Raw genomic sequence first — 23,447 nt, 5'->3', positions numbered from 1 at the left:
CTCGATCGTTCTTAATTGTTGCCACCACCAATGCGATTCTGTTCGTCTTCGACACCTGATCGGCGTTGGCGGGCTGTTTTCAGGTTGCGATTACCGAAATTGTAGGTGAACGTTAAACGTGCAACACGACTTTCCCATTGACTGATGAAGCTTAGGTTCGTGCTCGCAAAGTTTAGCGTACCGCCCGATCGCATCGTGTGCAGTATATCGCTGACATTCAGACGTAAGGTGGCCGCTTTGTCCCATAGACTCTTTTGTAATCCCACACTCAACTGCCCCATACCTCTAAAGTGCATCATTCCATACACTGAAGGTGAATTATAGAAGCCTGATAGTTCGGCCGTTAGCCCGTAAGGCAGGATGAAGCTCTGGTTCAGCGTTAGGTTGGCAGATAGCTGTCGGTAGTCGAGTCGCTGGCCGGCAAACTCGGCATTGTAGGCATTCCAGAATACATTGGCACTCGGCTGGAGATTCCACCAGTTAGTTGGTTTCAGGGGTAGACTTACACTCAGATTGATATTGTCCAGAGCAGCGAGATTTACAGTCGTTACGCGCATCACCCGTTCCTGTTGCTCGTTGACACCCGTAATGACATCGGTCGTATGGTTATAGCTTAGACTGATGTTGGTTTCGTTCCTGTATGTATAGCTCACCTGGAACGCGTTGGTGTATTGCGGACGCAGAAACGGGTTGCCCTGGTTATAGGTGTAGGGGTCCATGACGTACACAAAAGGGTTCAAATCCTGGTAGTTAGGCCGGTCGATGCGCCGACTATAGGAAGCCCGCCATTGGTGATCCTGATTTGCCTTATAGGTCAAAAATGCGCTGGGAAACAGGTTTAGATAGTTCCGGTCGATCACCTTACTCAGCGTAACCGAATTCTCGAGCGAACGCGTATGCTCCGCCCGAATACCAGCCTGTACCGACCACTTGCCCCAGTCACGGTTCGCGTTGAGGTAGCCTGCCGTGATTGTTTCATCGTACAGGAAATGATTTGTTCGCTGCGGATCAGCTACGTAACCATTTTCGGTAAGTGTCTCAAAACGAACGTCATTATCCGATGTCACGTAGGAAATCTTACCACCAGCTTCCAGGCGCCCGCCCTGATGTAGCGGATGAACATAATCCGCTTTGGCGGCTCGAATCGTTACCGTAGAAGGTGGTCGGTTCCGCTGAATAAGTTCGGGTTGCGTTTCTTCGCCACCGGTCCCCAGATAGCGCGTCCGCATGTTATCCTGCGGTTGAATCGTTACCCGTGAATAATCGGCATCTACCGTTAATTCCCGACCCAGCGTATCGAATGTATGCTTAAAATTCACATTGGTAGCCAACCGATTGGTACCTCGGGTCGACACATTAATCATGGTTACTGTCTGCTCCAGTTGGCCTTTTGCATCATAGACAAGATTCTTATTATCGATCGTCGCCTGGTTATTGCTGATGAGACCATTTGCCATCACCCCGATCGAAGTTCGTTTACTCAGTGCATAGTCGGCACCCACCTTGAATGTATGGTTTTGGGCCGTACTGGGCCGGTAGCCGAGGTTGTTCACGGTTGTCAGCGAGTCGCCTGATCCGAACTTTCGCAACGCATCGACAGAACCGAAACTTTCCCGGTAATCATAGTTGTAATTCCCGAATACGTTCAACCCGCCTGCCCGGTGGTTAAGTGTCAGCCCTGCCGACGCTTTCGGAAATCGGCCATAGCCTGCGCCCAGGGTTGAACTACCATTAGTACCACTTTTGCGACTGCCCCGTTTGAGCCGAATGTTGATGATACCTGCATTGCCAGCCGCATCATAACGAGCCGATGGATTCGTGATCAGTTCGATGCTTTCAACGCCATTGGACGGTGTATTGCGGAGCAGATTTACGACTTCCTGCGCCGACAGATAGGTCGGCTTCCCATCGATCATGATTAGTGTACCCTCGCGACCTTTCAGGGTAATACGGTCATTCTGATTGTCGACCAGGATACCCGGTGCTTTTTCCAGCACTTCCAGCGCCGTTCCACCTGCCGAAACAATGCTGTTCTCTACGTTAATCACCGTTTTGTCTGGCAATTGCTCGATGAAAGGCTTCTTGGCCGCAACCGTCACTTCGCCAAGTGTTTGAGACGATTGGAGCAACGTAATAGGCGGCACCTTAACTTCAGGCTGATCTGCGACAACCGTGAACAGGGCGGACGTAGTTTTTTGATACCCGACCATTTGGGCTGCAACCTGATACGTGCCTGGACCAATATTGTCAAAAACATATCGTCCATGGGCATCACCTACGGCTCCTTTAACGAGCTTAGCCGCTGAAGCTGATTGACTGGTAACCGACGACGTAGCTGGTGCGGAATCTCCCGTTTTCAGCAACAGAACTGTCGCAAATTCAACGGGTTTTCCAGCCGCGTCACGAACAGAACCGACCACGCTGGGTCGACTCAATGGCTGGGCATAGGCCGCCGAAACAGCCAGGCTAACATTAAATAGTACAATTAGGCCAAATACGAGCAGATCGATCTCGGAGAAGCTGAAGAAGTTGGCCATGAGGTTGTTGGAGGAAAGTTGACGGTTCATTTTGTAGCGTTCATTAGTTGCTACAAAGTTGGCCGTCTACCAAACATCCATCAATCGCACAAACATGTGAAAAGGGCCCGCCAAGGCCCCCAGATGATGTGATTTTTAGACTATTAGATTATGACAGATCGCTAACGAGACATGATTAGTTATGTTTGAGCTTGGGTAGAAAGCTAGTGATAATGCCGATTAAAGGCAGAAAAGCACAAACATGAAACACATAACTGACACTGGTTTGATCGGCCAGGCTGCCTAGTAAGGCTGAACCCAGTCCCCCCATGCCAAAAGACAGACCAAAAAATAACCCCGCAATCAGGCCCACCTTACCGGGTACGAGTTCCTGGGCATAAACCACAATCGCTGAAAAGGCCGACGAAATAATCAGGCCGATACAGATCGACAGAATGGTTGTCCAAAATAGATCCGCATAAGGCAGTAGCAGTGTGAAGGGAGCGGCTCCCAGGATCGAAATCCAGATAATGTATTTACGACCAAACCGATCGCCCAGTGGGCCGCCAGCTACGGTACCAATGGCAACGGCTGCTGAAAAGATAAACAGATGAACCTGAGCGTCTTGTATAGTAAGGCCAAACTTGTCCATCAAAAAGAATGTGTAATAACTGGTCATGCCCGCCAGGTACACATACTTTGAGAAAATTAACAGAAGCAGGATCACCAGGGAGAAAATAACTTGATTACGAGTGACCAGTGGATTGATTGACGATCCTGTTTTGGCTGTTTTAGGCAACGCGTGGCCCTTATACCATTTCCCGATTGTGATGGCTAAAACTCCTCCCAGCAAAGCCGCTACCGAGAACCACATCAGGTTATGTTGGCCAAAAGGTGCCACGATCAACGCAGCTAACAAAGGTCCCAACGCGCTACCGCTGTTGCCGCCTAACTGAAAAACCGATTGAGCCAACCCTCGTTTGCCACCTGATGACAGATAGGCAATACGGGACGATTCTGGATGAAAGATGGATGAGCCAATCCCAATTAGACTGACGGCGAATAAAATCCAACCGAAGGACGATGCCCAGGCTAATGCCATGATTCCCACGAATGAAAAGATCATACCTACGGCAATCGAGAACGGTTTAGGGTGTTTGTCCGTGTAAAGACCGACAAACGGTTGCAACAGAGAAGCAGTTAATTGATAAGCAAGTGTTACTAAACCGATCTGGGCAAAACTCAGGTGAAAATCGACTTTGAGCAGGGGATAGACGGAAGCAATAACCGCTTGCATGGTATCATTGAGCAAGTGCGCAAAACTAACGGCCAGCAGGATTGGATAAATGGTTCGTTGAGCTTGTTGCGTCGCGGTTGACAACGGCTGACTAATTGAGTTACTCATCATATCATCTGATGTTTAATAATAAAAAAAATCAATGTCTTAAAATTCGACTGGCATCATTCAACGCTTTTTCTTCATTACCCTCTTTAATACTCAGAAATAAAGATCGGTGAAGATCATTCGTCTGGATAAACGTACTCGTGTCAGGATAGATTTGTAAAAACCAGCTTTTCAAACGGGTGGAAAAGGCCTCGTACATATCGGCTAAAATCTCATTACCGGAGGCTTTGGCAATACTCAGATGAAAGTTGATGTCCGCTTGGATGCATTCCTCCGTCTTGCCGTCAAGAGATGCCTGAATCCGTTGATTTAGAAATTCTTCAATCTGGTCGAGTTGCTGTTGGGTACGATTGATCGCGGCTTTTTGGGCAATTTTAACTTCTATCAGTTGCCGTACTTCATCAATATCTTTTGATTCTGCCCGTTTTAAGCGTTGATGTAATGTCTCGTTGCTAACCGGATTCTGCTCAATAAATGTCCCAACTCCTTGCTGGACGCGTAACAAGCCAGCATTTACCAACATTTTGACTGCTTCCCGAATGGTAGAACGCCCAACCCCATATTGTCTCATCAGGTCTGGTTCAGTAGGCAATTGTTGATTCGCCACGTACTGCCCTGACTGAATATAGGTCTGGATCTGATTAGCTACCTCATCCGCTAATGATCTTCTGTTGATTGGTGTATTCATCATATCATCTGATGACAAAGGTACGTTGATTTTTCACGGAGAAAAATGTACGGGTTCTCTTTTTCTAAACTTTGTTTATTTTTGATTGATTAGCTTCAGGGCAAAGTTCAGTTCTGTATCCACACCATGAAGCAGGTCGTCGATAGTAGGCTCAATCCAGTAATCTGGAATTACCCCTCTTCCTTTGGTGTAGGTTACGGCATTAACTGTTTTGGTTAACGGCACGCCAATGCTAATATGGGTATTGGGCAACGTTAATTTTGTGAAAGATCTCGCTGTGGGGCCTTCCATAGCCCCGCCAGTTTCTTCGCCGACAAAAACCGCTCGCTGATTCGACTTTAGAAAACTACAGACTACAGCCGCCATTGAGCCCGAAGCACCGTTGGCGAGTACAGTCAATTGCCCATTGAAATGATTGGCCTTAGGCTGCTGTTCCAGCAAAAGGGGCGTCCAACGACGGTAGTATTCTGGCTTGGGTCGGTAGCTACCAGTTGCCGTTTTATAAACCATCGAATCTGCTACATAGAGCTGGTTTCCGCTCTCCAAATAAGTACTTACTGGAGGCAGGCCAATATATTTTTTCTCGAGGTAATCAAAGTGTCGATAGGGCTTTTGAAGCAGGTAAGCAATCAGTTTCTCTCCGGTGCCGTCTCCACCCTCATTATTTCGTAGATCCAGAATCAGATGCGGGGTATTTTTGACTTTAAGCTCATTAAAAACGACTTGATAAAGCGAATCGAAATTTTGCTTGAACGCTCGTCTGTGCCAGCCCAGAAAAGAGCTAATCTTTAAATACGCTACATCTTCTTTCAAATAAGTAAACGTAAGCGGTTTTTCAAGAACTCGTCTCTCTGTATAAAATTTTCGGTACTCGTCCCTAGTCAGACCGGCAACGACTACCGTTTGTTTGCCTGTCGGTTCGTCAACTGGAATGTACTCAAGGCGGAACGAAGTCGCTTCTTCAACAAAAAGAGGATAAATTATATCAAACAGGTTCTCTTCCTGCGTAGTCGAGTAATCTTCCAGATGGCGGATTTTAAACGTTTGGATATAACCATCGGCAGGAATAGCGGGGAGCAGCCGAGTTAAGATCTCTTCCATTGATCGGCCGTTGATCGAAATAAGCTCGGAACCTGGTTTAATAGGAGAGGGGTTGGAGGCACTTTTTACAATATAAAATCGGCGATTGATGATCTTGAAGGTAAAGGGGAAAATCTTAACCTTGTTGAAAAACTGATTCTTGAAATAGTCAGGCGAAAGCTTAGCAATCAGATGTTCATCGTTTAGACGCGCACAGCTGAGGGCAATTAGTTTATAAAATTCAGTTTCGTCCATCGGCCTATTGAGTAGGCCAAATTGCTTGTCCAGATACGTGTTGATGGTCACCGAATCAGCATAGCGATACAGGCTGGGATACGTAGTTTCCAGGGTCTTTCTAAAAATCAAAAAGTCTTCCTGCAAAGCCTTTGGTCCATATTGCTTTGGGGGCGTGTAATCCACGACTGCCTTTTTTTGCGCCAGCGTGCTTATTGACAATATCAGTAGCGTAAGAAAGATGGAAAATTTCACCCCTGTCAGAGAAACAGATTTCATGATTGATTAAAGTAGATCCAGTAGTAAATGGATTAAAATTGAACTGGAAACTGCCTTGTCTTTAGAAGGTTACAGGGGATTTTTAAATGATAAATCGGCTCTGATAGTGAAAGTCCAGTTATTGCCTGTTAAAATGGCATGAAGCGTACTTTGGCTAACTTGCAACTCTGAAAGAGTCATTGACTACAACCTAAAAGTTCGCCATTTAACCACCGGAAATGAGTTTATACGTTTTATCGCTGGTACTAACCGCTGCCGTTCTACATGCTTCCTGGAATCTGCTCTCCAAAAAAACACAAGGAAAAACGCCTTATATCTGGTTAATGTATATCGCCAGTAATATTGTGTATTTACCCGTATTACTCGTTAAACTAAAGCAGGGCGACATTACCTATTCACAACCACTCATATGGTTTTCGGTAAGCAGCGCAGTACTGCATCTTGGCTACTATATCGTATTACAAAAGGGGTATAGAAGTGCTGATCTTTCTGTTGTATACCCGCTTGCCCGAGGATCAGGGCCGTTATTTTCGTCTATAGCGGCTATTTTATTCTTACACGAACAGGTGAGGATAACGACAACTATTGGCTTGATCTTAATGATTGCAGGAGTGCTGCTGATAACCGGATTAAGCTTTAAAAAAGATGACAACAAGCAACTAATGACAGGCATTACGTACGGTGTGCTTACGGGTTTGTTTATTGCCTTATACACGTTTAATGACACAATTGCCGTAAAGTCCTATGCCGTATCCCCCTTGCCGCTCACACTGGCTACCAATCTTTTTGGGGCTATTTTGCTTTTTCCCTTCATATTGTCCAAAAAAGAAGAACTAAAAAGAGAGATAAAACTGCATAAATGGATCATTATTGCCATTGCCATATTGAGTCCTGCTGCTTACATACTGGTATTGGAAGCGCTGAGATATGCGCCGTTGACAGTCGTTGCGCCAGCCAGAGAAACAAGCATTTTGTTAGGTGTATTTATGGGTTCACGAGTATTCAATGAAAAAGATAGCAAACGAAGGCTACTTGCCAGTGTGCTGATATTGGGCGGCATAATTGCCTTAAGTTTGAGTTGAAAAGCCTATTAGCCCCCAACACCCTGATTGATGTGAAATAATTAAGCGTCGAAAAGGCCATCTATCAGCCTACTGCTTAAGCCGTGGGTTACCAGAAAGAAACCGAATGAAACCAACCGTTTCAACGGTTTATGAGGAGCTGAAACCGTTGAAACGGTTATCGTATCGGGCGTTTTTTCATAGACCCACAGCTAAAGCAGTGGGCTAATATTTTCGGCGGTTTTTAATTCAAATCAATAAGAGGCACCCTTGTCCTCACACTAACCCCTCGCGCATGGCTTTCAGGATAGCTTCGGTCTTGGAGTTGACCTGTAATTTGTCGTAGATGTGGCGAATGTGGGAGCGGACGGTGTCGATGCTGATATGCAGTTCATCGGCAATGAGTTTGTAGCTGTAACCCGCTACTAACCCTTTCACAATGTCCAGTTCGCGGGAAGACAGTTTATAGTCGTCGGGGTCAGGGCGGGATTCTGGCGCGGTTTCTTTGGCAGATGGTTTATCGGTAGGCAGGGCATTTTGTTGTTGAAAAAAGCGGAGTACCTGCCGGGCAACATTGGCTGTCATGGGCGAACCGCCCCGGTGAACGTCAAAAATGGCTGCTAGGATCTCCGATGGGGGCGTATGTTTGAGCAGGTAACCACTCGCTCCGTTCCGTATCGCCTGAAAAATCTTCTCTTCGTTGTCGAATACGGTCAGCATCAGCACCTGAGTTTGGGGCGAGGTTGCCTTGACAATGGGCACGGCTTCGATACCCGTAATACCTGGCAAATCAATATCCATAAGCACCACATCGGGTTGCAGAGAACGCATTTCGTTGGTCAGATTTCGGCAGTTGGCAAACGCGCCCAGTAGTTCCAGACCCGGCGTGGCCTGAAGCAGAAAGGAGATGCCTTCGCGGAGGTCCCGATTGTCTTCGTAATAAACCAGATTAATGGAGTCAGTCATAATTTAGTGAATAGTTCTATAGCGGTCCCGCTTCCCGGTTTCGATGTCAGCGTTAGTTTTCCTTTTATTTCCTGGGCACGTTTATGCAGATTAGGTAAGCCGTTGCCCGATTGAACGGTAGCTGTATCGAAACCGCGCCCGTCGTCCTTAATCGTCAGGTGTAATTGTTTGCCAGTCGTGATGCTCAATTCGACATCTATCCGGGAAGGATTAGCGTATTTCACCGCGTTGTTAATACTTTCTTTAAAAATAAGGTACAGGTTGCGCCGTTGCTCAACATTCAGGCGCGTCTTTTCGAACTGATCCGACACCTGCATATGAAAGGTAATTCCTTTAGCCTCAGCCATTTTTAAGCCAAACTCGCGCATGCGGGTAATCACATCGTCCAGCCGATCATGTTTCGTTTGAATGGTCCAGATAATATCCTGCATCGACTCCGATAGCGTAGTCGCACTGTTGCTGATCCGTTGTAAAATGGGCACTGCTTCGGGGGTTGTCGGCGCAATCTGCTGTTGCACGACATCGCTGAAAATACGAATGCTACTGAGGGTTGAGCCCATATCGTCATGCAGATCGGTAGCAATGCGGTTACGAATGCGTTCGAGATGTTGGCGTTGCCGTTCGCGGTACTGATAACTGACGTAAAGAATGCTCAGAATCAGTAACACAACAACCAATCGAAACCAGCTTGTTTTCCAATAGGGTGGTACCACCTGAATCGCCAGCGTAGCACCCGTCTCATTCCAAACCCCATCGTTATTAGCCGCCTTTACCCGGAACGTATAATTTCCCGGTTCCAGATTTGTGTACGTTGCTGTCAGATCATTGGTCATTACCCAATCGGGATCGAAGCCCAGCAATTGATAAGCATAACGATTCTTTTCGGGTTGGCTGTAGTTAAGGGCCGCAAAATCCAGTGACAGCGTTGTTTCGGATGGTTCGAGTTGAATAGGAGATGTTACGGCCCTCGGTCGATTATTGACCCGAATATGCGTAATCACTACTGGGGGCGGTACATTATTCTGTCGAAGTTGTTCGGGTTGCCAGTACGCAAACGCACCGAAAAATCCCGTGAACAACGTGCCCTGCCGATCCGTACTAATCGGTTTAAACTGAGTGTTGGAAAATAACCCGTTCGCTTTGTTATAATACCTGAAGTGTCGGGTTTTGAGGTCCAGCTCATGCAATTGCTCATCGGTTGCTAACCAAAGGTGCCCTCGCTTATCTTCGGTAATACTGAAAACGTGGTCGGCCAGCAGACCATTCGTCAGCGTGTATGTCTGGTGAATTTGCCCGCTGGTATCGGCCTGAACCAGAAAATCAATTCCCGATACCCATAGCTGCCCCCGGCTATCGACCAGAAAGGTGCTATGGAGTCGGTCGGATGGTTGAACGGCTTTCTCCGCCCCGCGCAATTGAACCCGCTTTGTTTGCCCGGTAGTCGGATTTAATCGAAATAGTCCCGATCGGGTTTGCGCCCAGATCCAGCCACGAAGATCGGTTTGCAGCAGACTTATACCCGTCGATAACGGATTGAAAGCCTGAGTTGACCAATACTGGATTTGATTCGTAGTGGGATCATACCAGAACAGACCATCGAACGTGGTACCCAGCCAGATTCGACCATCAGCGCCCTGACACAGTGTTTGTACCGTTACCTTGTCTTTTCGATCTTTTGGGCCAATATCGTCCCGAATCTGCCACCGAAATGTAGCCGGATCATAGACCGCAACCCCTCCTGCTAGACCAATCCATAACCGACCCTGCCTGTCCTGAATCATATCGTAGCACAAGCGATTGGATAGATGGGAATCGGTAGACACTGCCTGTAATAAACCAGACTGACGATCCCAGCGATAAAGCCTGTTGTGCCCCAGGACCCAATACAGATCATCATTATGATCATCCTGACGAACAATTTCTACCGGTTCAGGCGACTCCTTAGCGGAGTTTGTGAGCCACTTTCGACTAAATTTCAGGGCTACCGGATCTATTTTCGTTAAACCTTCCGAGGTTCCGATCCAGACAATACCCGTTTGTGCGTCGGACTTCATGACTCCGACAGTGCCGCCGGGATAACTCAGCGGATCATTGGCTACATGCGTGAAATCGGTAAATCGGTTCGTTGCGGGCAAATAAGCGGTTAGCCGATTGTACCCGCCCAACCAGAGAAAAGGTCGACCATCCGGCAACTTATCATTCGCCAGACTTGTAATGCCACCCGGATGGGCCAGAAATTTGCCAAACCGATCCGTTGCAGCGTCATAGCGATATAGTTCTCCCTGACTCATGATCGCGTAAAGCTGTCCACGCTGATCGGTAGTTAATAGTTCTACCTGGAGCCCTGTGTTTGGGTGCTTATCATCCGTTCCGATGAAGTATGTGTACCGACGCGTTGCTAGGTCGAAACGATAAATAGCCCCCCAATGCTGCATCCAAAGGTGCCCCTGTCGGTCAGGAAAAGGTATGGGATAAGTGCTGGGCCGAATGGCTGGCACCGGGAAAGAAGTTAGGCGACCGGTATGTGGTTCCAGGCGGTACAAATGATCGACCGATGCGAACCAGCCAAAGCCAGACTGGTCGAAACGGACGGGCGACACAAAGTCATTGTCGGCTACACTATCGCGCTGTTGAGGAATCGGAAATGCCTGAAAGCGATCGGTTTGAGGATTGTATCGGCAGAGGCCCCGGTTGGTAGAGACCCAGATGAATCCATCCCGATCCTCCACCAACCCATCACTTACAACATAATTGCCCGGTAACCCATCTGCTTGCCCGGCCAAGCCTGGCCCGGCCTGTCGTGGCCCGCTTCGTTTGTAAACCGTGAATTGTAGACCGTCGAATCGATTCAGTCCGTTAACGGTGCCAAACCACATAAACCCGCGCCGGTCTTTCAGGATTGCCGTAACCTGATCATTCGATAAACCTTCCTCCGTAGTATAATGCTGAAACGACACGTCAGAAGGCTGTGCCAGCAAGCCCAACGGGCTCATTAACAGCGGTAAGACTAACCACAATAACCATCGCCAGCGCATCATAAAACCAGGTTCATTATTGCCTGGTCAAAGATACGGTCTCCGGCGGTCGGTGCGCAATGCTAACCGATCGCATAAAGATGCTACTGTATCTGAAATGAAGAGGCATTCATCAAAAAAAGTAGTGGATCTGCAATGATGAAACGGGCCGATTCGGTAGCTTTCAGTTTTATACAGTAATACCCTTAAACTTATGCGAAAATTTAGTTGTGCAGTTTCTTTACTCGTGTCAATTATAGAAGTACTCACTGCGGGCAATTCGTTTGGGCAAAGCAACGATTTGTACAGCGCTGAACTAATGAATGGCCTTTCTAACAAGGGCGCCAATTTAACGAAACCCTATATTACTGCCGGTGATAGAACTTATATAGTAGGCACACAGAATGGCGATTTTCCCGATCTGGGTTCGCATGTAAAAGGAGAAATGGGGGGATTATGGATGGCACCTATAAAATTGCTGGATGGCTTCTGGTTGAAATTGACTAATGAAAAAGGAGGAGCTTCTGCCTGGTTAAAAGATGCCCGCGAGTTTATCACATATCCGTACGGTAGCAAATTTTTATATTCACCAATTCTGGATGGCATTCAGGTAGAACGGTTTCAATATTGCCCACAAGGAAAGGAGGGAATTGTGGTTACGTATACGATAAAAAATAGCACTTCTAAATCGCGGGTATTAACTGTCGATTTCGTTGCAAAAACTGACGTTAGCCCTGTATGGTTTTCAAAAGAAAATAATATAATTGATGCTACAGATTCAATTTCCTGGAACGCTAACCGATCGGTTTATTTAGCGCGGGATGTCAAAAATTCTTGGTTTACTGTCTGGGGATCATCCATTCCGGCGAGTAGTCATGCACTAAATGTTCCGACACCAACTGAAACGATAGGACTGGGCAAATCTGCCTCGTCAACGCACCGGGTGACGATTAAACCGAACGAACAGATTACGGCTGTTTTTGTAATAGCAGGCTCGACTAAAAATAGTGAATCGGCACTGGCTAGTTATGAAGCTATTTTAAAAAACCAGGATCGGTTATTGGCTGAAAAAAAGGCTTATTACGCATCTATTATAAACCGGGTTAAACTAGATATTCCGGATAAGAAACTACAACAGGTAGTCAATTGGGGCAAGGTAGATACAGAATGGTTAGTTAGTGATCTGCCAGGCATTGGCCGTTTTCTGGGAGCTGGTGCTATCGAATATCCCTGGCTTTTTGGTTGCGACAACTCTTATGCTCAACAAGGGGTAGTGGCTTTAGGGGGCCATGAACTGGCAAAGTCTACCCTCAGGACAATTAAACAGGTTTCTGAAAAAACGAATGGAAACGGACGTATCATCCACGAAATGTCGTCAAATGGGTTTGTGGGCAATAAGGGTAATACCCAGGAAACAGCCCAGTTCGCCATAGCTGTCTGGAAGGTATTTGAGTGGACAGGCGATGTGGATTTCCTCAAGGAAATGTATCCATATATCAAACAAGGCATCCATTGGTTATTGACAGATCAGGATAAAAATGGCAATATGTTTCCTGAAGGGTATGGTATTATGGAGGTTAAAGGGCTTAATGCTGAACTAGTTGACGTGGCCGTATACACGCAGCAGGCATTGGACGTTACCTCAAAGATGGCAGCTATCGTTAACGACCCTGCGGCTCAACAGGACTACGCGCAGAAAGCAACAGTCCTTAAAAATTTGGTCAATACGTTGTTCTGGGATGAAACGGAAGGTAGCTATTGCGATTTCTATGGCACGCGTGAACAGGCTATCACGACCACAAAAGGAGCCATAGAACAACTTCAACTGGAGACCAGAGCCGACAACCGTTCACATGAATTTGTCCAAAAGGAAGAGTTTTACAAGAAGCTGCTTGCCCATTTGGAAACGTTTCCCGAAGGAACACAAAAGGGGTGGTTTACGAATAAAAACTGGGTGATCAGTACGCCTATAGAATCTGGTATCGCGCCATCCGATAAAGCAATCAAACTTCTCGATAAAGTGCGTACCGAGCATACGGGTGCGTATGGACCCTACCTTTCTGCCGTGGAACGAAGAAGCATGATGACGATTGCGACCGGTGTTCAGGCTGTGGCAGAGGCTACCTATGGGCGTACCGATGAGTCGATGTGGTACGTCAATAAACTAGTGCAGACGTTTGGTCGGGTATTGCCGGGGTCTATTTCGGAAATGATGCCTGATTATGGGTGCCCGGATCAGGCCTGGACAATTTACGGACTCGCCGTGCCACTGATAACGCACGTATTCGGCGTACAACCAGATGCTTACAAAAAAACAATCACGTTTTCGCCAAATCTGCCCTCTGGCTGGGACAACATCAACGTCTCAGACCTGCCTGTTGGCAATAACCTGATTGCCTTTGCCGTAAAGAAAACCAGTAGGGGTACAGAATACGACCTCTCGTCAAAAAACGCTGACTGGAATTATACGATTAAACAGAAGGGGCTTCGCGGCAAAAAATATGTACTAAATGGCAAAACGCTGACTGCCAATTCTGACGAACTACACGTTGGAGGAAAATCCGCTATTATTCTACTGCTAAACTAACGTGTTTGATCAACAATTTAGAGAACACAGAGTTAATATTTAATAGATTATATCTCTGTGTTCTCTGTGGATAAAATTGTTTTATAAATAAGATATGGACTCAAATATTGAATTTCTCAATCCGGATGAATTATTAAAAAATCCAGCTTTCTCTCAAATTGCCATTACGAAAGGAAATGGAAGCACAATTTATATTGGCGGACAGAATGCAATAACAAAAGACCTGGAAATAATTGGGAAAGGGGATATCGCTTTACAAACAGAATATAGTTTAAAAAACATTGAAACGGCTTTACATTCCTGCGATGCAACGCTAGACGACTTGTTTAAATTGACAATTTATATTGTACAGGGTCAGGACGTGAGAAAGGGTTTTGAAGGAGCCCAAAGTTTTTTGAAAAAGCTGAGTAATCCACCTGTTATTTCTGGAATTGTTGTTGCCGGTTTAGCCAACTCAGATTACTTGGTAGAAATTGAAGCTGTTGCTTTCAAAAGAGAAAAATAATTACAGAAATATTAAGCTTTGGCCTGTGTGAGAGCCTCTTTAAAGGCAGTCACAAGCTGATCGTTTGTACGGTTTAATAAGCTATCGTTCACCATCAACTTTAGTAATCCATCGGCGTTCGCTCCTGCCAGGCCAATACGATGTTTCTGCCACAGGATTTCATTCAGTTTTTTAGCATTCACAGACCGGGACAATTGTAGATTTGATATGTTGGTACCCCCTTCAATTGCTGTGATTTTAAGATCAGGCAATTGATTAAGTCGGGCAAACAATTGGGAAGCCTGATCGGCACTACGTTTCAGGCGATCCTCCAAACCTGTCAGATGATGCAGGGCCATGGCCGCATTGGCCCAACTCATGAAGACAACACCCCCATGAATTTTGGCTAAATGTTCCATCCGGTCAATCGTTGCTTTGGGGCCACAAAGAACGGCACCGCCTGCTGCACCAAGGTATTTATAGAGGGAGATGTAGACCGTATCAAAGTAAGACGCATACTCGGCTATGGATGTGTTTGAATAGGTGGCCGCCATGTAAAGACGAGCGCCGTCCAGATGTAGTTTGTAGCCTTGCTGCCGACAGAAAGCCGCTATTTGTTTGATTTCGTTGATGGGAACAAACTGGCCATCACATCGGCGAACTGGATTTTCAATGGATACGGCGCCAATACCGCTTCTGAACACTTCGCCCTGATTGTGTTCCTCAATGGACTGCTGGAGTTCGGTTACCGTAAAATAGGCTTTCTTAGGCGCTAGTGGAATGAGCCGCTTGCCAAATACCGACTGAGCCGCATCAGCTTCGTCGCGATAAACGTGACTGGTTTCCTGAGTGAATACTTTTGTATTGTCACCGCTCAGCACTGAAATCGCCAGTTGATTGGCCAACGTACCTGAGGCCAGATAAATAGCAGCCTCTTTACCGGTGATCGTCGCAAATTGTTTGGTTAATGCATCAATGCTACCCCCTTTTCCATAAACATCCCGCTCGATAGGTTGCGCTTGATTGATTTGCCCAAGTTTGGCAATAAAGTCAGTCGGCGAATAAATCGGCCCATCTCCCGTGAAGCGAACAGGCACCGGTTCGGGACTGTCCGACAGCCATTGTTTTGGGAACTCGTCCAGCACAGACAAGATCGGTGCGGCAGAAAGACTGGAAATACGCAGGAAGTTTCGTCTTGTGAACATAGAGATGGATGGCGGTTGTAAAGTCTAACTAAGTAGAGAACTGTTTTTTTACCTGTTGATTGTGATAGCTTCGAATATAATCACCGGGAGTTAACCCGGTAACTTCTTTGAATTGACGATTGAAATTTGACAGATTTGTGTACCCACAACTGAAGGCAATCTGACTAATGGTTTGCTTGGATTCGCGCAGATGACGGCAGGCATGTTCGATACGGACTTCATTGAGCAGGGTCGAAAACTTTTTGCGGGTATGCTGACGGAAAAAGCGGCAGAAGGCTCCTGGTGTCAGATTCGCGATATTCGCTACATCGTCCAGCGAGATTGGCGAATCGTACCGTTCAAGAATATACGAAAATACCTGTTCCAGGCGTCGGTGATCTTCGGGGCGCTGTGGTTGTTCATATGCCACCACCGACAGCACTTCCCGGGCCGGATTGGCCGCCAGATAATCCAGTATCGTTAATAGACTCAGAAATTGTTCGAATGGCCGAAGCCCTGGAATAGCGGTTAACTGTTCGGCCAGTGGATGCCCTTCCCGACTGCGAAACCGAACCCCATGCCGGGATTCCTGGAGCAGTTGGTTCAGATGCCGGGTCTCGGGTAATTCGAATACGGTTGACGCCAGTTGTTCTGGGCGAAACAGAATAGAAACTGACGTCGAGCGCCGGGTTGAATCGGGCTGAAAATACGCTGGATCACTTCGTAATACGTGCGGAAGATTCGTACCCAGCATCAGAATATCGTAGGGCATAAATCGGTCGATCTTGTCGCCGGCAATCAATGTACCCTCGCCCTCCTGGATTAGCGTCAATTGAATCTCTGGATGAAAATGCAGATGCCCATAAAAATGCGCCAGATTATCCTGCTCGATACGAAACGACCGATCATCGACAGACGGAATTTTGAACAATAAGGGCTTCATTAGTATATTTTTAACTTTTCCTTTTGTAGAAAACGTTAGGATGCTTTCTGTCATTCCGACCTTAGGAGGAATCTCAAGCTTGACTAATACGCAACGTTGAGATTCCTCCTAAGGTCGGAATGATAAAAAAATAATCCCATAATTGACTAACTATCAACACCTGGTTCATTCACGACTTACTCACGCACTAACCGCAGGCCATAAACCGGCCCCGCTGAATTGTTCGGTTTGGCCTGAAGCTTAATAGTAACGGACTCTTTCCCTTTCGTCAATTCCGCGGGAATCGTATACGAAATATCGTAGAAGCGACTTTCCTTGTACTTGTTCAGGTCTTCACTGGCAATCACTTTATCATCGACCAGTACCTCGAACAGCCGTCCCCGATTATCCATTCCCCAGTACGTACCAATCAGGATGTTCTGCGCATTCGGGTCGGTTTTCATGGTAAACGTCATGGAGCTACCACCATTGGCTACCCGGAATTTGCGGGTGTGATCTTCGCCTGTTTCCAGCTTATCGCCCGTGAAGTTGTGATCACGTTCGGGCTGCATTTCACCCACCCGCAGCAAATCGACGGTACGGCGTTCCAGGTCTGCGGCTTCTCGGCGTTTTTGCTCGTAAACAGCCTGCTGCTTTTTCCAACTTTCGGGCGTAAATACGTCCCAATACACCGTGTAATAATTTGCCTGAAGTTCGTAAAACGGTTTCAGCTTTACGGCTGATTGGGTGCCTGTATTGGTCGTTTCAAATTCAAGTGGCTGGCTATCAGGTTTGAGCCACTGATTTGGGTCGGTGTTATTGGTCACGAATACAGGAACGCCCTGCATCGGATCAGGTTCTTTGGCTCCTAAATCGCCCGCTAACAGGACTGGGCCATAGAAAAAGGCCTGCCGGGCCGGATTGTCTGGCATGGCAACGTAGCGCAGATTAGCCGGGAGTGTAAATTCGATTTTGTCGCCGGTTTTCCACTTCCGGGCAATCACTACGTATCCTTCTTCGATCCGGGTAGTCGACACGGATTTGCCGTTGACTCGAACGGTCATCTCGCCGTTAATCCAGCTAGGTTTACGAATCCGAATCGGTACAGCAATAGCTTTGTCGGCCTGAACGGTCAGTGATACCGTGGGATCGGTGGGGAGATTCGATGTCATCGTCAGACGCAATCCTTTCTCGGTCCAGTTCAGCTCCGATGGTATAAAGAGGTTAACATACAAGCTACCGTCAGCCCCTTTGAAATAGATGCTCTCCCCATACTTGACGTGGTTTTCCATACCCGAACCTACACAGCAGGTAAAGCTTTCTTCCTCATCGCTGAAATGCTTTCGGGTACCCATCCGCAAGGGGACAAAATAGCACACCATGCCCGTTTTGTGGTTTTGCGACGCCAGAATGTGGTTGTAAAGACCGCGTTCGTAGAAATCCATGTACGAAGAACTGGGATGTAGCGCAAACAAATGCCGGGTTAGCTTCAGCATGTTGTAGGTATTGCAGGTCTCCATTGTGTTGTCGGTCAGCTTATCGTTGAGCTGGTCGGGCGTACTCAGGTATTCATAATTGCTGTTGCCGCCCGGTGCGTAGGTATGATGATTGACAACCGTATTCCAGAAGAAATCCGACATAGCAAAATCGTTCTGATTGCCCGTCAGTTCGTAGCGCCGAATAGTACCAATCAGCTTGGGAACCTGCGTGTTGGAATGCCGACCCGGTAAAATGTCCTTATGAACCGCCAGCGAATCCAGAATACGTTTGTCATGAAATTTGTAGGATAGATCGAGGTACTTTTTGTTGCCCGTCAGCGAATACGTGTTCACCAGCACATCGTTCATGCCGCCGTATTCGCAGAGCAGCATTTTCTGAATCTGTTCGTCATTCAGATTTTTAAGAATCTCACCCGCCCAGTCTGCCATACTTACGTTGACTTTCAGGGCTTTGTCATTGGTACAATACAGATAGGCATCCAGCAAACCCGCCATCACTTTATGCACGGTGTACCAGGGCGACCAGGCTCCATTCAGATCGAATCCCCGCGAGCGAATAATGCCCTGCGACACTTCGGCAAATACGCTGTCTTCGCGCGGAATGGCTCCTACGTACCCCGTTTTCCGAGCTTGCTGGCATTCGGCCAGTTCATCAACGATGTAGTTGACTCGTTTTAAATATTCGGGATCGTTACTGGTGGTATACTGAAGCGCACAGGCCGACAGGTAATGGCCAAGAGTGTGTCCCGCCAGGCCCGATGATTCCCAGCCACCGTATTTCTCCGCTTTGGCCTTTAATCCCGAATGCACCCGAAACTCTGAGAGTAGCCGATCAGGTTTGAGTTCCAGCAGGTAGCGCGTGTCCGCTTCCATCGCCCGTTTAAATGGACTGTCGAGCAGTTTAACAGCTCCGAGCGGAAAGGCATACGCTTTGATGGACACCACAGGTTTCACTTTTACGGTTGGATTATCCTGTTCAGGGGCATAGGACTGGCTGAAGCCTATTGCCGCTAGAAGCGATAGCGTAATCGTGACAACTAGTTTTTTCATGGTTGTTTTATCAGGAATGGGAAGCCTCAAGTTCTCGCTTGGCTTCGCCGAGTGAGGGCTATTTTTTGACGGCCTCTGGCCGGTAGACTACTATAAAACGGGCCGGAGGCCCTTGAAATAATAATCCTCACTCGGCGAAGCCAAGCGAGAACTTGAGACACAGACCGAGGATACGCTGTCTGCCCTTTCAAGGGATTTAGTTTTAGTCATGGCCTACCGACCATTCAATGATGCCGCTGGCTGCTTCTTTGGGCAATTGTACCTGCATGCGTAGCGCACCCGTTTGTACCGGTTCGAAGGCAATCTCGTCAAACTTGTCTTTGGTGACCGTGTAAGGTTTTTTGATTTTTACTTCCTGCCAGTCGCCGGCTGCAGTCTGGTAAAGCAATTTCCAAGAATCCGGAATCCGGCATCCTCCCCACGGACTGTCATCGAACCAGTACACTTTGGCCGACGAAACCATAGCGGGCTTTTCGAAGGTATACTGAACCCATTGCAGGGTATCTTTTTTCGGCCACCAGTGGTAATACAAATTGTCTCGATCATTCGAGTTTTTCGGCGTATCCTGATCATTCAACGCCATCAGCGCCTTGGTTTTATGCGAAGCCGAAATCGTACTGGTTGAGGCAATCGTTGGGACAGGCGTTGGCTTAGCCGCCGTCGGTTTGGTGGCCAGCCAGACGGCCATCTCGCCGGTGCCCCGGTTGGCCCAGGCGTAGTATGGAATCGCCGTGAGTTTGGCCGGGCTGGTTTCAATCTCGTTGTTCAGTCCCCGCTTTACTTTCTGTACATCGCCCGTAATCAGTTCAATGCTGCCTAGTGAGCTGGCGCTAAACTCAGCCTGTAACGGCGCATTATCGGGAACGATCAGATCGAGAACATGGCCATCTGGCGAATCTGACCACTCGGCACAATAAACGATTGGGCCCCGTTCCAGCGCTATTTTGTCCTGATCGGCTTTCACGTTAGCGCTGGCCTCCACCCGGCGAATATCCATAGGCAGCGACAGTCGAACGACGTCTCCTTTCTTCCACGACTGGCTGATAATAGCATAACCATTTTCCAGTTTGTAAGAAACAGGTTTGCCATTGATCGTTAACGTGACAGGCGTTTTTTCCTGACTGGCAAACGAATACAAATTACCCGGAACCGGCTGATTCTGCGCCCAACCCGGAATTCGAATAGCCAGTTCAAACGCTTTCGTTTTGGCTGGATTCACCGTAAACGCGACGTCGCCATTCCAGGGGTATTTTGTCTCCTGGGCCACGGTAACGGCAGTACCGTTGAGCGTAATCGTTGCCGTGCTGTTAATGAATAGATTAGCGTAGAGCCGATCTCCCCGTTGCGCATAGACATAGCCCGGCACCGACGGAATGAACCGGCACACATTACTGGGGCAGCAGGCACAGCCAAACCACGCACTACGGGCATGTTGTCCTTTCGATTCGAGCGGATTAGGGTAGAAAAACCGGTCGCCACTGAGCGATACACCCGAGAGCATTCCGTTGTAGAGTGTTCGCTCCAGTACATCATAAAATTTGGCATCACCGTGGAGCAGAAACAGGCGTTGGTTCCAGTAGATGTTGCCAATAGCCGCGCAGGTTTCGTTGTAAGCCGCCATGTTAGGAAGGTCATAGGCTTTGCCAAATCCTTCGTGGCCACCCTCGGCACCAATGCCGCCCGTTATGTAATATTTGTCATCGACGACATCGTTCCAGATGTGGTCGATAGCATTCAGATAGGCTTTATCGCCTGTAATGGCCGCTACATCGGCCATACCCGAATACATGTAAGTAGCCCGGACCGCGTGCCCAACAGCTTCCGTTTGGTCAATAACCGGCTTGTGATCCTGACTGTACTCCTTGCCTTTACCGCGTACATCGAGCAGGAATTTCGCCAGATTCAGGTATTGTTGTTTGCCCGTCGTTCGGTACAGTTTCACCAATCCCATCTCCACAATCTGATGGCCGGGGGCGTAATGGAGTTTACCAGGGCCAAAATCCTTGACCAAGAGATCTGCGTTTTTAATCGCAACATTGAGCAACGATCGTTTACCCGTCGCCTGATAATGCGCCACGGCCGCTTCGAAAAGGTGACCGCTATTATAGAGTTCATGGCTCAAGTCCGACTCTTTTTCCCAGCGTTTCAACCCCGACCAGGGATGTGGGTGCAGTGGGTCGATGGTTCGGGCCGTATAGAGGTATCCGTCAGGCTCCTGCGCCCGCGCTACATAATCGATCAATGAATCGATGCGGGATTCCAGCTTTTTGTCTGGAAAGGTCTGGAGCGAATAACTGGCCCCTTCAATGATTTTATAAATATCGGTATCGTCGAAGGGAAATTCGGTGCAGAATTTACTACCCTGCTTCAGATGTCCGGCGATGAGAAAGTTATCGACCCGCCCCGTGCTGTAACAATGCTTGAGGGCAATCGGAATAGTAACGTCATGATTGAGCCGAATGCGGGGTGCCCAAAACTGGTCGGTTACCTTTACCGACGTAAACGGCACAGGCTGAATTGGATAATCGCCACCCGATTTAGGCTGAGCGTATCCTGCTACCAGTAGGGTGGATAACATCAGTACCAGCCCTGTTTTTAGTCGATTTATAAACATGTGCAATGAGCGTCTTTCGTTAGCAAAATAGTATCAGCTTCGTTAAGTTTCTGACGGTTTAACCTACGTAAGGCCGGAGTGGATAGTGTTTCCAGATAGGTGTCGTACAGCTCAGTAAACGCCTGATACGTTACCCAATAGATTCAGTCAGTGTACTAAGGTAAGTAAATTATACAACGAAGATAGTAGCCAGGATCGGCCTCCATTGCGCACTAGTTAGCAAGTACTGATAGTTTTTTAACAAGTACGAAAGTTACTTCATTTAGATACACAATAGAATGATTTAATTGCCATAGAATTAGTGGTCATTCAACTCAAACACCAACAGTTGTTTGGTGATGAACATAGATCAGCAAATATAAACCGTAACTACGCTATGCAAACCAAGACCGAACCAACAACGGAATTTGTGCCGCGACTGGGTTTACTGGATGCCACGATGATTGTGGCTGGGTCCATGATCGGATCGGGCATTTTTATCGTTTCTGCCGAGATAACCCGCAGCGTCGGTGGGGCTGGCTGGATGCTGTTTATGTGGTTGCTGGCCGGTATCATAACGGTAATTGCCGCCGTTAGTTATGGGGAGTTAGCTGCCATGTTCCCCAAAGCCGGTGGTCAGTACGTATACCTAAGGGAAGCGTATAATCCGCTGGTTGGTTTTCTATACGGCTGGTCGTTTTTCGCTGTTATTCAAACGGGTACGATTGCTGCCGTGGGGGTCGCTTTTGCCAAATTCACCGCCTACCTGATTCCAGCCTTCAGCGACACCAACATTTTGCTTGAAGCGGGCTTTTTTCGGCTATCGGCGGCTCAATTGGTAGCGATTCTAGTAATTACCCTGCTGACGTACATTAATAGTCGCGGGGTGAAAGACGGGGCTGCGCTGCAAACCTTTCTGACCATCATAAAGCTGGTGTCACTGTTCGGGCTAATTATCTGCGGCTTCATCTGGGGCGCTCGCTCCGATATCTGGGAGGCTAACTGGCAAAACGCCTGGAGTCTGTCGAGCCTGACGCTAACGGGCGACCAACTGTCGTACACCCCACTAGCTGGTTTGGCGGCTTTTGGCGCGATTGCCATTTCAATGAAAGGAACACTCTTTTCGAGCGACTCCTGGAACAGCATCACATCCATCGCCAGCGAAGTGAAACGGCCCGAGCGTAACATTGGCCTGAGTCTGGTCCTGGGCACGTTGGTGGTAACCATTATTTTCATCCTGACCAATGTGATGTATCTGGCGGTAGTCCCCCTGAAAGCCATTGCTTTTGCTCCCAGCGATCGGGTTGGTGTGGTGACGGCTGATTATATTTTTGGCAGCAGCGGCACCGTCATCATGGCCATTATGGCGATGATCTCTACGTTTGGCTGCAACAATGGCCTGATTCTGTCGGGTGCCCGCGTCTATTACATTATGGCGAAAGACGGGCTGTTTTTCCAGAAGGCCAGCGTCCTCAACAAGAATGATGTACCGGGTTATAGCCTCTGGATGCAGTGTATCTGGGCTAGTGTTTTGTGCCTCACAGGTGAGTACAACAACCTGTTGGCACTGGTCATTTTCGGGGTGTTGTTATTTTACATTCTAACCATTCTGGGTATTTACCGCCTGCGCTGGAATCGCCCTGAATTGCCACGACCGTATAAGGCTCCGGGTTACCCATTTCTGCCCGCCGTTTATGTAGTCATCGCATTCGCATTGGCGGTGCTGCTGCTCATTTTCGAGACGCGTTATACGTTGCCGGGCCTGGGCATTATTCTCCTGGGAGTTCCTATTTACTATGTACTTATTAGTCGGCAGGGTAAGGCGTAATCTATTCCCCCTCACGGCAGCGGCCGACCGTCCCAACCCCTCTCCCAAAACGGGAGA

Annotated in this window: 14 protein-coding genes; 4 read left to right on the top strand and 10 right to left on the bottom strand. The window is 47.8% G+C overall.

The window, feature by feature from the left end:
• Positions 1-11: 11 nt before the first annotated feature.
• From GO755_RS25735 to GO755_RS25720, 4 genes are all read right to left on the bottom strand, one after another.
• Positions 12-2,567 carry a TonB-dependent receptor domain-containing protein gene (locus GO755_RS25735; protein WP_157588180.1) on the bottom strand — a complete coding sequence of 852 codons (2,556 nt, stop codon included), beginning with the start codon at positions 2,565-2,567 and terminating at the stop codon, positions 12-14.
• 145 nt (positions 2,568-2,712) lie between these two features.
• Entirely contained in the window at positions 2,713-3,924 is a 1,212-nt protein-coding gene (locus tag GO755_RS25730) for an MFS transporter (RefSeq protein WP_157588179.1), read from the bottom strand.
• 28 nt (positions 3,925-3,952) lie between these two features.
• On the bottom strand, positions 3,953-4,612 hold the full coding sequence (locus GO755_RS25725) for a FadR/GntR family transcriptional regulator (RefSeq protein ID WP_198174931.1): 660 nt from the start codon (positions 4,610-4,612) through the stop codon (positions 3,953-3,955).
• A gap of 72 nt (positions 4,613-4,684) precedes the next feature.
• Positions 4,685-6,202: a S41 family peptidase gene (locus tag GO755_RS25720; RefSeq protein WP_157588178.1), complete on the bottom strand. Its 1,518-nt coding sequence runs from the start codon at positions 6,200-6,202 to the stop codon at positions 4,685-4,687.
• A 218-nt stretch (positions 6,203-6,420) separates the two neighbouring features.
• On the opposite strand from GO755_RS25720, the gene GO755_RS25715 reads away from it, so the two are divergent.
• Entirely contained in the window at positions 6,421-7,284 is an 864-nt protein-coding gene (locus GO755_RS25715; protein ID WP_157588177.1) for a DMT family transporter, read from the top strand.
• A 255-nt stretch (positions 7,285-7,539) separates the two neighbouring features.
• Here the strand turns inward: GO755_RS25715 and GO755_RS25710 are convergent, their stop codons facing one another.
• Together GO755_RS25710 and GO755_RS25705 are read right to left on the bottom strand one after the other, a co-directional pair.
• Positions 7,540-8,229 carry a response regulator gene (locus GO755_RS25710; protein WP_157588176.1) on the bottom strand — a complete coding sequence of 230 codons (690 nt, stop codon included), beginning with the start codon at positions 8,227-8,229 and terminating at the stop codon, positions 7,540-7,542.
• Entirely contained in the window at positions 8,226-11,267 is a 3,042-nt protein-coding gene (locus GO755_RS25705; protein WP_157588175.1) for a sensor histidine kinase, read from the bottom strand. The genes GO755_RS25710 and GO755_RS25705 overlap by 4 nt, the downstream gene beginning before the upstream one ends.
• Before the next feature lie 190 nt (positions 11,268-11,457).
• Here GO755_RS25705 and GO755_RS25700 point away from each other — a divergent pair, with 190 nt between their 5' ends.
• Complete coding sequence (locus tag GO755_RS25700; RefSeq protein ID WP_157588174.1) at positions 11,458-13,830, top strand: GH116 family glycosyl hydrolase; 2,373 nt, start codon at positions 11,458-11,460, stop codon at positions 13,828-13,830.
• 94 nt (positions 13,831-13,924) lie between these two features.
• Positions 13,925-14,335, top strand: a complete 411-nt coding sequence (locus GO755_RS25695; protein WP_157588173.1) for a RidA family protein — start codon at positions 13,925-13,927, stop codon at positions 14,333-14,335.
• A gap of 11 nt (positions 14,336-14,346) precedes the next feature.
• Here the strand turns inward: GO755_RS25695 and GO755_RS25690 are convergent, their stop codons facing one another.
• From GO755_RS25690 to GO755_RS25675, 4 genes are all read right to left on the bottom strand, one after another.
• Complete coding sequence (locus GO755_RS25690) at positions 14,347-15,519, bottom strand: threonine aldolase family protein (protein WP_157588172.1); 1,173 nt, start codon at positions 15,517-15,519, stop codon at positions 14,347-14,349.
• Positions 15,520-15,547: 28 nt separating this feature from the next.
• Positions 15,548-16,441, bottom strand: coding sequence for a helix-turn-helix domain-containing protein (locus GO755_RS25685; protein ID WP_157588171.1), 894 nt, complete (start codon positions 16,439-16,441; stop codon positions 15,548-15,550).
• A 176-nt stretch (positions 16,442-16,617) separates the two neighbouring features.
• On the bottom strand, positions 16,618-18,969 hold the full coding sequence (locus tag GO755_RS25680) for a glycoside hydrolase family 127 protein (RefSeq protein ID WP_157588170.1): 2,352 nt from the start codon (positions 18,967-18,969) through the stop codon (positions 16,618-16,620).
• 202 nt (positions 18,970-19,171) lie between these two features.
• Positions 19,172-21,583 carry a glycoside hydrolase family 127 protein gene (locus GO755_RS25675; RefSeq protein WP_157588169.1) on the bottom strand — a complete coding sequence of 804 codons (2,412 nt, stop codon included), beginning with the start codon at positions 21,581-21,583 and terminating at the stop codon, positions 19,172-19,174.
• 376 nt (positions 21,584-21,959) lie between these two features.
• Between GO755_RS25675 and GO755_RS25670 the strand changes: the two genes are divergently transcribed.
• Positions 21,960-23,390: an APC family permease gene (locus GO755_RS25670; RefSeq protein ID WP_157588168.1), complete on the top strand. Its 1,431-nt coding sequence runs from the start codon at positions 21,960-21,962 to the stop codon at positions 23,388-23,390.
• Positions 23,391-23,447 lie beyond the last annotated feature (57 nt).

It is taken from the genome of Spirosoma arboris (assembly GCF_009754945.1).
Lineage (GTDB): Bacteria > Bacteroidota > Bacteroidia > Cytophagales > Spirosomataceae > Spirosoma > Spirosoma arboris.
Note: the sequence above shows the minus strand (reverse complement) of the source record. Positions and strands in the feature narration are given on the sequence as shown.